The sequence below is a fragment of the Mycoavidus cysteinexigens genome, from assembly GCF_003966915.1.
GTDB lineage: Bacteria > Pseudomonadota > Gammaproteobacteria > Burkholderiales > Burkholderiaceae > Mycoavidus > Mycoavidus cysteinexigens.
Genome location: NZ_AP018150.1, coordinates 2,487,720 through 2,501,089 on the forward strand (window position 1 = coordinate 2,487,720; position 13,370 = coordinate 2,501,089).

The 13,370-nt window shown below is 48.8% G+C and carries 9 protein-coding genes; 3 read left to right on the forward strand and 6 right to left on the reverse strand.

Annotated elements, in window-relative coordinates:
• The first annotated feature begins 162 nt into the window (after positions 1–162).
• Entirely contained in the window at positions 163–2,091 is a 1,929-nt protein-coding gene (locus MCB1EB_RS10505; protein WP_126354025.1) for a hypothetical protein, read from the forward strand.
• 694 nt (positions 2,092–2,785) lie between these two features.
• Complete coding sequence (locus MCB1EB_RS10510; protein ID WP_045364463.1) at positions 2,786–5,923, forward strand: hypothetical protein; 3,138 nt, start codon at positions 2,786–2,788, stop codon at positions 5,921–5,923.
• A 69-nt stretch (positions 5,924–5,992) separates the two neighbouring features.
• Here the strand turns inward: MCB1EB_RS10510 and coq7 are convergent, their stop codons facing one another.
• On the reverse strand, positions 5,993–6,616 hold the full coding sequence (coq7, locus tag MCB1EB_RS10515; protein ID WP_045364460.1) for a 2-polyprenyl-3-methyl-6-methoxy-1,4-benzoquinone monooxygenase: 624 nt from the start codon (positions 6,614–6,616) through the stop codon (positions 5,993–5,995).
• A gap of 358 nt (positions 6,617–6,974) precedes the next feature.
• Between coq7 and MCB1EB_RS10520 the strand changes: the two genes are divergently transcribed.
• A complete protein-coding gene (locus MCB1EB_RS10520) occupies positions 6,975–8,168 on the forward strand; it encodes a porin (protein ID WP_045364456.1) in 1,194 nt (397 codons plus the stop codon).
• Between the two features lie 100 nt (positions 8,169–8,268).
• On the opposite strand, the gene MCB1EB_RS10525 is transcribed toward MCB1EB_RS10520, so the two are convergent.
• The 5 genes from MCB1EB_RS10525 to pstC are packed head-to-tail and all read right to left on the reverse strand — an operon-like array spanning position 8,269 to position 13,369.
• Positions 8,269–9,942, reverse strand: coding sequence for a long-chain-fatty-acid--CoA ligase (locus MCB1EB_RS10525; protein ID WP_045364454.1), 1,674 nt, complete (start codon positions 9,940–9,942; stop codon positions 8,269–8,271).
• A 53-nt stretch (positions 9,943–9,995) separates the two neighbouring features.
• A complete protein-coding gene (phoU, locus tag MCB1EB_RS10530; RefSeq protein ID WP_045364451.1) occupies positions 9,996–10,697 on the reverse strand; it encodes a phosphate signaling complex protein PhoU in 702 nt (233 codons plus the stop codon).
• Positions 10,698–10,709: 12 nt separating this feature from the next.
• Positions 10,710–11,495 carry a phosphate ABC transporter ATP-binding protein PstB gene (pstB, locus tag MCB1EB_RS10535; protein ID WP_026921501.1) on the reverse strand — a complete coding sequence of 262 codons (786 nt, stop codon included), beginning with the start codon at positions 11,493–11,495 and terminating at the stop codon, positions 10,710–10,712.
• Positions 11,496–12,377 (reverse strand): phosphate ABC transporter permease PstA, encoded by an 882-nt coding sequence (pstA, locus tag MCB1EB_RS10540; RefSeq protein WP_045364448.1) that lies wholly within the window; start codon positions 12,375–12,377, stop codon positions 11,496–11,498. It abuts the gene before it with no gap.
• A complete protein-coding gene (gene pstC, locus MCB1EB_RS10545) occupies positions 12,374–13,369 on the reverse strand; it encodes a phosphate ABC transporter permease PstC (protein ID WP_081953548.1) in 996 nt (331 codons plus the stop codon). Before pstC ends, pstA begins: the two co-directional genes overlap by 4 nt.
• Position 13,370 lies beyond the last annotated feature (1 nt).

Sequence of the window (13,370 nt, forward strand, 5' to 3'; positions counted from 1 at the left end):
AGCATTGGGTGAAATTTCGCCATCTCCAAATTTTGGGCATGACTACGCTTTATCCTCATTTCATCAGAAATAAATGAAAAGGACTTGAATGACTCGCGCTGACACGATAAACAAAAATCTGCTAATCGTTACTCAGATTCTGGCCCGTTAGAGGGAGGATATATGGCGATACGACGCACCTTCAGCTCACCGCCCTTACAAGCCGGACAGCCAGACTCAGATACCGACGACTTGGGGGCTTCTTCCGGCTCGAGCAGCGCAACGTCTTCAAGACGCGGCAGCAGGAGTTCGACAGGTTCTTTGGGAAACCTTTCAGGGAATACACCGGGCGTATTGCTTACGAGAAAAATTGATGGCTTAAGCTCATCAAGAGGAGAAAATATATGCACTTCACCGTATAACCCAACTTCTCCTAGCTTTGCTACAAACGCTGAATCGGATAACGAGGAAGATAAGCTCATCCCACCGCCTAGCCCAAACTATTCTGAATTTCTTATTTCAGATGCTCAATGGGAAGAATTGCTCAATAGCGGACCTGTTGACATTCACTTACTGTCTGAAAATAGTAGGGATACATTCTCAGATCCCGCTGTTGATTTTCCTGATATGAGCGCCGATATCAGCAACTTTATCCCTTCCATACCCGGCGGAAATGATTTGAGCACAGCGGTGGAACTGCCAGGGACAGTGGAGCGTAGTCAAAAAAGAAGACCCTCACTCGAATCATCCGGCTCAGATTTGGAACCCAGAGAAAATAATCTAGGCCTAAGGGCTCCCTCTCCGATAAAGAGAGCACCAAAAAGAAGACTCACCAGGGCTTCTAATGAAACTGAGTCTGCCTTTAAGGAACCTTTTAAGGATTCGTTTAAGGAAAAATTTCCACAGCAATTAGAAAAGGTTTTTAGTGCATACAAGACAAGTACATCAGGTTTAACCTCTAAAGAAGAAAAGCATCAACAAAAAATGCTCTGGAGGTATTGGCTGCTCCCAACTCAGGAATGCGTCAATATCGCTGCATTTAAAACAAGCTACCAAATTTGCGCAGAAAAAGGGATCGTGCTTGATAAGCACAATACAGAAAAGATACTAACGGCTTTGGCCGAACTAGGAAATCTAGAAGTCGGCGATGAGAAGATAATAGAAGATGGAGTAAATCGTCAGGCCAAATTGGGAGATTTTTTTAATAAGAATCCGATACTTCAATTCCAAACCAAAGAGACGGCTAGCCTATTCGACGACATCGTTTCCGACATCAAAAAGCTGACCGGCGCGACGGTAGAAGCAGATCAGATGTGGAGATATTGCGTAAATCCCGCCTTGGTCGGCAATGCGATTAAGGCTGGCATTTCCCCCGACAACCCGCTGTTATGCTTTATCTCGAATTCACCTGATAACCCTTATCTTTTTAATATGGCTAAAGGTTGGCAGCGGATTGTTAGCGCTGGCCTAAAGGACGAGAAGCTATCCGCAGATCTCCTGATTAGTTTATATGAAACCTGTACGGGCGCGGAGAATAAAGTCCCCTTCATGGAGGATCTCTACAATGGAAACGAATGCGCCTTGGTTATAGGAAGCAATATGACAGACGAAGGACTTAGCCTTCTCGAAAAGAATATTGAAAACTCTTATCAGGATTACGGTATCAAAGTTACATATAAATTAAGCATAGATAAAGACTTCGGCAAGCAAGTGGTTGATTTAAAGCGTGCCGCTATGGACCCCAATGACCTCAAAGAGGCGCTTAAAGATTTTGTCATTGAGTATTTTAAAGAAGATAAGAAAATTACTGACTCAGGCGCGAATTCTTTGGAAGATAAGGCACAGAGGCGAACGATGAACGATTTGAATCTAGCAAGAAAGCTGACCCAACACCGTATTTTTCCGAGCGGGAATACGATGGTAGGCCATTTGCTAATTAATTTTCTGCGATTGAAACGACGCCAGAGTCCCGCTAGCTTGGTTAACTATGACGACATCGATGGCTCTCACGACAAGAAACTCCAAAAAAACTTTATTGAGAATATGAATGATTTAGTTACTGAAGCGGAAAATAATTTTATAAAAAGAGCAGATTCATCCGTTCGGCGGTGACCCGTATAACGCGAAAGGGCCAACACACTGAGGCGGTACCGCACGGTGCTACTCTCTAAGTGAAGGCTTCTCTCACACTTCAGTGCGCGATAGGCGGTTTGGCATTACCTTGGTGTTTCAACATTTCCCAAATAAGCAAGAGAGCTTCATGGATTCCTTCAGAAAAATAAGGCCATCGTCGCCATCGGTCAGCTTTGCTAACGATAATAACGCACCGATATCTCAGAAGCCATTGGGCGCGTTTCCCAACTCTCCGCAAAAAATTTCCGTTGCCGATCGCCATCGATCGAAGAACGCTAATGCTAACCGCACTATCGGCTCTAATGGACTGCGACCGGCAATCTCCAATGTGTCTTCTGATGACCTTTCTGATCCACCCTCCGATAAGTCTTCTGAAGAAACTTCCATTCCGTTTAAGAAAATTACTCCAAATCGATTGCCAGTAGATCAGAATGCCTCCAGTAGGATTCACCCAACAGAGCCGCAGACGAATTTCAAAAAAAGGAGTTTCAGTCGCAACTCTGATGGATCTTCCTGTGAGTTTTCTGATGTCTCATCCTGTGAATCTTCTGATGAGCCTTCCAGGATTCAGCAAACCTCTGAGTTTTCGCTTAAAAGAAAAAATCTAGGAAAAAATGATAGTAGCAAGCGTCTTTGCGTGGAAGGACATCATGGCATAGGTAAATCGCCGACTATGGCTCAATCCTCTCTAGATTCTGTCACATTAGCGAAAATACACAGCGAAATTCTTAACACCTTTCCGGAACGGCTTACGCAACTCCTCGAGTGTGACCGAGGACAGCGGAGCGTGCAACAGGCGCGCGCTAAGTGGAATTTGCCTGACGAGCACCGTTTTATGGCTGCGCTCTTCGATTGCACCTGGCAGGCATGCAAGAAATTTGGCGCTCAGGTGACAACTGACACGACGGACATTGTGCTGCAACAGGCACTGCGGGCCGTTCGGGAATTGGAACAAAAGGCCGGGAGTCACATCACCACACTGCTGGCTGATCCCGATCTGTTGCACCTAAAGGCACTAGTGGCTAGCCCAGATAAGTTTGCACCGCGTGCGAACGAAACCGCACGGATTTTTGCACAGGTTGCGGACGATATTCAGCAATGCAGTGGCTATCCGATTGCAGCAGATCAAATGTGGCGGCTGTGCATTGACCCTCAAACTATTGCTCTGTTGGAAAAGTGTGGCATCGACGTTAGCAACCCTCTGTTGGGCTATTTGTTTGATAGCCAGCCAGGCTATCTGTACCGCATGGCATGCGGTTGGCAATGCGTCATGCAAAGGGTGCAAAGCCGCCAAGCACCGAATGCAGAGTTCCTAATTGAGTTGAATCAAGCCTGCACTGGACGCGATGACGACGAAATGGTTGTGGATGAGATGGAGGATGCAGGCGGCGAAGTCGGATTGCCGCAAAATTCGACTGGCCTTGAAACGGATGATGTCGAATTCGGCCTGCTGATGGGGTCCAACCTGAGCGAGACGGGAGAGCAAGAACTACGCAAGACGGCCGCCGCACTGCAACCCTTCAACATTACGTTGGACCTTAAAGATGACGGGGAAAATACTGAGTACTCCATCCAGTTCGGCCAGCGCTTCCTGACGCTGGTGCGCAAAGAGGCCAATCAACATGATTTGATCAAAGCGTTACAGCACTGGTTCTCTGAATACAAAAAGGAAATCAAAATGAACGGGGTTGACCTGGCACTGGCTGAAGTTAAATTGGCACGGCGTCTCGATCAAACTCATGCGTTTGCCGACGCCAATGTACGGAGCTGTCATTTACTCCTCAACTGTTATGCGCTCATGCGCGGGGAACCGCCATTCATGTTTGCTGACCCCAACATACTTGACGGGTGCGCTGATGTTGAACTGCAAACAGCCCGCGAGCAGGCTCAGGCTATCAGAGTAACCGCTGTCGCAAGCACCTCACCGCTGTTTGGTATCGAAGCGACGGGTGAGATGGCAGACAAGGATATGGAGGGGGACGACCCGCTGATTGGCAGCGCGCGCTTGCCGCGTCGCAAAGCGCGTGTCGAAGAGGACTTTCCATTTCCGTTGACAGAGGCCTTGAAAACTCGGTTACGCCAATCCTTAACGAAGGTACCCAGAGAAATCAAAAAAACGGCGGTGACAGTTGAGTATGGTGGCAAAGGATTGATGTTCTTTGCACGTAAGGTAATGAATCAAAAAGACTTTACAAAATTGGAGACAAAGCAACCGGGCGAGCTCTGGCTTTATGCAGCCAGTTTTCCCGAGCGCAATGGCGGCAAGTCGATCAACGTGGCATTGCTGGTGTACGTAGAAGGTGGTTGTATCAACGATATACGGATCGATACGCCAGTCAACCGTGAGCAAATCGGTATAGCGCTCCGTAATCCCGTGCAAGAGGCAATTGCTAACGGGGAGAGCTACGATATAAATTACGCTCTTAGTGTTTATCTAAGTCAAAGTAACCCTCCAGACTGGATAAACAAGCTGGGGGAGGCGGCCCAGAATGCAGGGTATTCTAAAAAATCGATGCTCAAATTTGTCAGAGATACTGTTGTTAAGCCTGGCCTAGGTCGGAAAGAAACCGGACTGCCAGAGGGTGTGCTGCTATACGACTACCCGTCTAAAGAGGCAGCTAATAAGGTGACGCTGGTAGCGCGTGTAGAAAATAACCAGATCCAGAGGGTCCAGTTGGATAATGAGGCGGGGCGGGACAAAGTGATCGCCAATGCAAAACGAGGAGACCTAAGCAGAATGATTGCTAACGGGGAGATATACGATATAAACCCGTCTCTTAGTTCTAGTCTAGGTCGAGAGGATCCCGCAGACTGGATAAAGGCACTGCAGACGGCGGCCCAGAACGCAAGATATCCTAAAAAATCGATGCTCGAATTTGTCAGAGATGTTGTTAAGCCTGGCTTAGGTCGGGAAGACGCCGGACTGCCAGAGGATGCGCTGCTGTACGACTACCCGTCTAAAGAGGCAGCCAATAAGGTGACACTGGTAGCGCGTGTAGAAAATAACCAAATCCAGAGAGTCCAGCTGGATAATGAGAAGGGGCGGGACAAAGTAATCGCCAATACAAAGCCAGGGGATCTAAGCGGAATGATTGCTAACGGGGAGATATACGATATAAACCCGTCTCTTCGTCCTAGTCTAGGTCAAGAGAAACCTAGAGGCTGGGTAAAGGCGCTGGGGGAGGCGGCCCAGAATGCAGGGTATTCTAAAAAGTCGATGCTCGAATTTATCCGAAAGGTTGTTAAGCCTGGCCTAGGTCGGGAAGATGCTGGGCTGCCAGCGGGTGTGCTGCTATACGACTACCCGTCTAAAGAGGCAGCTAATAAGGTGACGCTAGTAGCGCGTGTAGAAAATAACCAGATCCAGAGGGTCCAGCTGGATAATGAGGAGGGGCGGGACAAAGTGATCGCCAATACGAAGCGGCGCGAGTCAAGAAAAATGGCTGCGACCAGGGAAAGCTACGCTATAGGCAAGTTTCTTTCTAACGTTTTAGATCAAAAACAGCCTATAACTTGGGTAAATGATCTGCTGAAAAAGGCCCAGAACGCAGGGTACACTGGAAAATCGATGCTCCCCTTTGTCCAAGATATAGTTAAGCCTGGCCTAGGTCGGGCAGACGCCGGGCTACCAGAGGGTGTGCTGCTATACGACTACCCGTCTAGCGAGGCAGCGAATAAAGTGACGCTGGTAGCGCTTGTAGTAGATAACAAAATCCAGAGCGTCCAGCTGAACGATAAAAAGGGGCGAGACACAGTGATTGCCAAGGCAATGCCACGAGAGCTACACTCTAGACCACCCCATTACACATAAATCTGCATGAAGTGGTAATGGAGTGACTTTAGGTGTGTGATTCATAGAGATTTAGGCTTCCCAATGAATTTATATATAGTAAGCCACAGAGGTCATCACGCGCGAACTCATCCGCATTAAACGCCGTACTGGAAGCGGCAGTTCTGCGCCGCCCGCCGCAATAGCCGCTTGCCCATGCGCAATTTCGTCAACCCGCATTTGTTCAAGCACTACGCGCGACCCATGATCGTTAAGCGCCAACTTTTCTAAGTGACGATCCAGGTGCTGTTCAACTTGCCGCTCGGTCTCAGCCATAAAACCCAGGCTGATCCGATCGCCCATTTTTCCGGCGATAAAGCCGATTGCAAAGGCGCCGGCATACCACAACGGATTCAGCAAACTGGAACGCGCGTCTAAGGCATTTAAGCGCTCCGCCAACCAACTTAGATGATCTTCTTCTTCGCGCGCTGCATGCTCAAAATTTGCTTTAAGTCGAACCGACTGAGTTGCCAGCTTTTGCGCTTGATACAGCGCTTGCGCACAAATCTCCCCAGTATGATTCACACGCATCAAGGCGCCCGCCTGTTTTGTCTCCGACGCAGATAATTCTGCCGCTGCGGCCTCATCGATTTGGGGCAAGGGCCGCGTCGCCCGCACCACGCCAGTTAGCGCGCGCAAACTTCGATCAAATTCGCCAATTAAACGATCTATCATCGGTTTTCCTCCTTGGTTAAGAACATACGTCACCCTGCCGCAGCAGCTTTTGATTATCCATATAAGCACAGACCGCTGTTGTTTAAATGTGACAGAAATTAAGAATACACCATAAGTAAAAGAGCTTTTTCTTTTACCTCGCTAACGAATTTGTTACAGTACATTAACTTCTAGTGAAGTTGTAGCAGTAAAGTTGGATCTATCCCCATGTACGGGCAAGTCCACCTAAATTCATAGGTTGGCGGCTAAAGTACAGTTTCTGCTTCTTATAGGTTATTTGGGCCTTAAGTTGTATGCTGTGCAAGGGTTAGACCATATAAATTGCCAAATCCATTCCCAATCTTTTTGGAGATTCTCAATGAAAAAGTCACTTCTTGCTCTCGCGGCACTGGGTGCATTCGCTGGTGCGGCTCATGCCCAAAGCAGCGTGACACTGTATGGCGTAATTGACGCAGGTGTTAATTATGTTAGTAGCGCACAACAAAAAGCCTCTGCAAACGGCGGCAAACAAATTAGCCTGACTAGCGGCGTTATGCAAGGTAGCCGCTGGGGCGTCCGTGGCACGGAAAACCTAGGTGGCGGCTTGAAAGCTATTTTCACGTTGGAAAATGGCTTTAGCTTGAATGACGGTAGACTAGGCCAAGGCGGTTCTGAATTCGGTCGTCAAGCGTTTGTTGGCTTGTCTGGAGATTTCGGTACAGTGACCGTAGGTCGTCAGTACGATCCTGTATCTGATTTTGTCTCGGGTTTCTCTGCTGGCAGCCAATGGGGTACGTATGCTGCTCACCCAGGTGACATCGACAACTTCAACAATAGCGCGCGCATCAACAACTCGATCAAATACACCAGCCCTAATAACGGTGGCTTGACCTACAGCGCATTGTATAGCTTGGGTGGCTTTGCTGGCGAATTCCAGAAAAACCGTGTTTGGTCGATAGGTGCAGGTTATGCAAATGGCCCGTTGGCTTTTGGTGCAGCTTACTTGAACGCGATGAACCCTAACCTCTCGTTCTACGGTAACACAGAGACTGAAAATACGCTTAACCGCGGTGATTTTGGGAAAAATTCCCTTATCGCTGGTTTTTCGTCAGCTAGTGCCTTGGAAATCGTTGGTGTAGGCGGTTCTTATACGTTTGGCCCAGCTACACTTGGTCTAACTTACAGCAATGTCAAGCTTAAAGACCTCAATGATTCGCGCTCAAATGGCGAGATGAACACCGGATATAGCGGTTCACCTAAATTCAACAACGGTGAAATTAACCTCGCATATCAGTTAACACCTGCTCTGAAAGTCGGCGGTGCTTACTCCTACACTCAAGGCAGCAGCCTTAAAGACGAGAAAACGGGTGAGTCAGCTTCAAAGCCAAAATATCATCAAGTTAACCTCGGCGCTGACTATTCCTTGTCAAAACGCACCGATGTTTACATGCTTGGCGCTTACCAAAAAGCCAACGGTGGCAAAGTAGGTACACCTGCACAAATCGCTGGTCTGGATCAAGCTAGAAACGATCGTCAAGCTGTTGTTCGTGTAGGCTTGCGTCACAAGTTCTAATCTAAAGAAATAAAGATAAAGATAAAGAACTGCATTAAATTGTAATTAAAAAGGCGCCTTCGGGCGCCTTTTTTTATACCTCAATTAATATATCTGACCTTTATTTCTGGGGTTCCCGCAAAGCCCTACGCAAAATCTTCCCCACATTCGTCTTAGGCAATTCAGCGCGAAACTCAATCAGCTTCGGGCGCTTATACCCAGTTAACCGCTCTTTGCAAAAAGCCATCACCTCCGCTTCCTTCAAAGCCGGATCTTTCTTAACCACAAAAATCTTTACCACCTCTCCAGAATGCTCATCTGGCACGCCAATCGCTGCCGCTTCAAAAATACCGGGGTGCTGCGCGAGCACATCTTCAACTTCATTCGGGTAGACATTAAACCCAGATACGATAATCATATCTTTCTTGCGATCGACCACTTTGATGCAGCCATTTTCATCCATCATGCCAATATCGCCGGATTTAAAAAAACCATCGGCCGTCATGACCTTAGCCGTTTCATCCGGCCGCTGCCAATAACCCGCCATTAATTGCGGCCCACGGATGCAAATCTCGCCTTTTTGACCTGGCGGCGCCTCTACGCCGTCTTCATCTCGAATCGATACCTCAGTTGAGGGAAGCGGCACGCCAATTGTGCCTGAATAAGTCGTGGCAACCACCGAATTGCAGGTCACGCATGGCGAAGTCTCTGACAACCCATACCCTTCGACAATTGGCGCACGCGTGCAATCGAACCAGCGGCGCGCCACGGCTTCTTGCACCGCCATTCCTCCGCTATTGGCCACCAATAACTTTGAAAAATTGAGTTGCCCAAAACGCGGATGATTGAGTAACGCGTTATACAGTGTATTGACCGCCGGAAATGTATTAAATGGATAGGGTTTTAAAGATTTAATCAAACCGTCAATATCGCGTGGATTGGGAATTAAAATCCCCAATCCACCATTGCGAATGCTGAGCAGCGCACAAACCGTCAGTGCATACACATGATAAAGCGGCAACGCAACGACCGTAATCAATTGCTTAATTTCTGACCGATGGCGATGTGCCGGCGCAAGCCAGGCTTCTGATTGCAAAACATTCGCCAAAATATTGCGATGCAATAAAATGGCGCCTTTAGCGAGTCCTGTCGTACCACCGGTATATTGCAAAAAAGCAATATCTTCCGCGCGTGGCCGAGTGGCGACAAAAGGCAAGCGTGCGCCACGCGCCAACATCTCATTAAAACGGACATAATTTGTCAGCCGCCAAGGCGGCACCATGTTCTTCAAATAGCGTACCGCAACATTAATGAAGGGCCCTTTAACCCCCATTAAATCGCCGATTGAAGCTACGATCACCTGTTTAATGGCCGTGCGCGCAATAACCTTAGCTAAGGTCGCGGCGAAATTTTCCAAGACCACAATCACTTCAGCGCCGCTGTCGTTTAATTGATGCTCAAGTTCATTTTCCGTATAAAGTGGATTCACATTGACCACCACATAACCCGCGCGCAACACCGCCATCATCGCCACGGGATATTGCAAAAGGTTCGGCAGCATCAACGCCACGCGCGCACCTGGCTGTAAATTTTGCGCTTGCAACCAAGCGGCCATCTGGCGTGAGAGGCGCTCTAGCTCGGCATAAGTCATGCCTTTGCCCATACAAACAAAAGCTTCTCGTTCTGCGTGTTGGCTAAAGCTTTCTTCAAATAATTCAACCAACGAGGCATAAGCGGATAAATCAATTTCAGCAGGAACCCCGGATGGATACGATTTCAGCCAGATTTTTTCCATTTTTTAATACTCCCCTCGACTTTTATTTTTTTCAAAAAATGAAGCATTTTTTTCTAAGTTAACACTTCACGCTCAAGCTGGTCAGGCGGTACATGACGTACATCGGTGCCTTTAACGATATAGATAATGAATTCGGCTAAATTAGTAGCATGGTCTCCAATGCGCTCGATCGCTTTGGCAATCGAAAGATAATCTAACCCTACCGAAATGGTGCGCGGGTCTTCCATCATATAGGTAATTAGCTTGCGCACAAAAGCTCGGAATTCTTCGTCCAGCGCGCGGTCATCACGCACGATCTGCGCGGCGGCAAGTGGGTCAAACTGGGCAAATGCATCTAATGCGCGCCGCAAAATCGTCACCGCCATCTCACCCGCGAGTTTGATTTCAGAATAATTAATCATGCGCGCACCGTTGGCGATGATGCGCTGGGTGCTAGTAGCAATTTTTTCCGCTTCATCGCCAGCGCGCTCAAGATTTGGAATCATCTTAGAGATCGCCATTAAGAGCCGCAGATCTCGCGCCGCAGGCTGACGCCGCGCAATCGTATAACAACACGCTTGATCAATTTCAATTTCCATCGCGTTGAGCTGCTGCTCATTTCTAATCACTTGAGCCGCCGCCTCAGCATTGAGATCGTTCAGCGAACGCATAGCGGTTACCACTTGCATTTCAACAAAACGCCCCATTTCAAGCACTTTTGCGCACAGAAGGTTCAAGTCGGCATCAAACTGGCTCGACAGATGTTTGTCGGACATGGATCCACCTCCTTAGCCAAAACGGCCCGTAATATAATCTTCGGTTTCTTTGCGGGCAGGCTTCACAAAAATTTGGCTGGTTTCGCCAAACTCGATTAACTCACCCAAATACATATACGCCGTGTAATCTGAGCAACGCGCAGCTTGCTGCATATTATGCGTGACAATCACAACCGTGTAATCACTTTTTAATTCTGCAATCAACTCCTCAATCCGCCCGCTCGAAATAGGGTCGAGCGCAGAACACGGCTCATCGAGCAATAAGACTTCTGGACGAATCGCAATCCCCCGCGCAATGCATAAACGCTGTTGCTGCCCGCCTGAGAGGCTATGGCCGCTGGCGTTTAATTTATCCTTTACTTCACTCCACAAAGCCGCCTTCGTCAAAGCCCATTCGACCCGCTCATCCATTTCAGTGCGTGAGAGTGCTTCAAACATGCGCACGCCGAATGCAATATTGTTATAAATCGACATTGGGAAAGGCGTCGGCTTTTGGAACACCATGCCAATCCGCGCGCGCAATAAAGCAATATCTTGCTTCGGGCTTAGCAAGTTTTCTCCGTCCATCCAAATTTCGCCCTCAGCGCGCTGCTCTGGATAGAGGGCATACATTTTATTGAAGGTGCGTAAAAGCGTAGATTTACCGCAGCCAGAAGGTCCAATAAACGCGGTGACTTTGCGTTCCGGTATTGGCAGTTCAATGTTCTTTAGCGCGCGATATTGGCCATAGAAAAAATTCAACTGTTTGATCTGGAGCTTGGCGGGAGAAGACAAAGCCTTGTCTGGAATATGCACCATTTACTTTTTCCTAAGCGCTAGACGAGCTAAAAGGTTTAGTCCCAAGACCCCTAGCGTAATCAAAAAAACTCCTGCCCATGCAAGCTGCTGCCATTCTGCATAAGGACTCATTGCAAACTGGAAGATCGTGACTGGCAAACTCGCTAAAGGCTGATTCAGATCGACGCTAAAGAACCGATTGGATAAAGCGGTAAAGAGAAGCGGCGCGGTTTCGCCAGCAATGCGCGCCACTGCCAATAAAATGCCGGTGACGATCCCACCCGCAGCCGCTCTTAACGTAATCGCACCAATCATTTTCCATTTTGGCGCGCCTAAGGCGAAAGCGGCTTCGCGTAACGCGCTGGGCACCAATTTCAGCATATTTTCAGTGGTGCGCAGCACGATTGGAATTTGGATAATAGCCAGTGCCAATACGCCAGCCCAGCCGCTGAAATGTCCACTACGCGTTACCACCAACGCGTAAACAAAAAGACCAATCACAATCGAAGGGGCGGACAGCAAAATATCATTGAGAAAGCGCACCGTGGGCGCAAGCCAGCTTCGTTGTCCGTATTCAGCCAAATAGATACCCGCCAGCACGCCCAGCGGCGCGCCAATCAAAGTCGCCAACCCGACCAAAAGCATGCTGCCGACAATTGCATTTGCGAGGCCACCCCCTGCGGTATTGGGCGGTGGCGTCATCTCCGTAAAAAGATGTAGCGATAAACCGCCTAGGCCCAGTTTGAAGGTCGTCCACAAAATCCACAGAAGCCATAATAAACCAAACGCCATAGCCGCCAATGCAAGCGTCAAAGCAAGCAGATTGCGGCGGCGGCGGCGCGCCTGCAATTGCACAAAGGCTAAGTTCAGGCGACGTGAAGGCGAGGTTGAATGCAAGCTCATCTGCCCCCCTCTTTTTGCTCAAGTCTAAGCAGCATCCATTTAGATAAAGCCAAAACCACAAACGTAATTAAAAAGAGAATTAAACCCAGTTCCATCAATGCCGCACTATGCAAGCCGGCGCCGGCTTCAGCAAATTCATTGGCAAGCGCTGAGGTAATGCTATTGCCGGGTGAAAAAAGCGATACATTACGCAGTAAATTGGTATTGCCGATCACAAAAGTGACCGCCATGGTTTCACCCAACGCGCGGCCAAGCCCAAGCATGACGCCGCTCACCACGCCTGTTTTGGTATAGGGTAAAACAATATGGCGCATCACTTCCCAGCGCGTACAGCCCATGCCATAAGCTGACTCTTTTAATAATACCGGAGTGAGTTCAAACACTTCACGCATGACCGCAGCAATATAAGGCACAATCATCATCGCCAGGATCACGCCCGCGCACAGCAGACCCGTACCAATTGGCGGCCCGCGGAACAACGCACCCAACACGGGCAATGGACCGAGCAATGCGCCTATCGGCTTTTCAAAAAAGTCAGCAAAAATTGGAGAAAAAACCAGTAGGCCCCACATGCCATAAACAATCGATGGAATCGCCGCTAGCAATTCAATGGCCATCCCCAGTGGCTGGCGTAACCAAGCCGGCGCTAATTCCGTCAAGAAAAATGCGATGCCAAAACTGACCGGTACGGCAATCAGCAAAGCAATCGACGATGTGACCAAGGTGCCATAGATGGGCGCCAAGGCGCCGAATACGTCGGACGGCGGATCCCAGCGCGACTGCCAAAGAAAGCCCAGGCCAAACTTTTGCATCGCCGGCCAGGCTGCGACCAATAGCGAGAGGATGATGCCAACGAAGATCAGCAAGCTCACGAGCGCCGCGCCGCGCGTGAGTACGGCAAAACATTTATCGCCAAGCCGAGACAGCGGGCTCAGCGCTTTACGCCTAACCAGGCGCGGCTTAGGCAAGGCAACTTTGCCAGACAGTTTCATG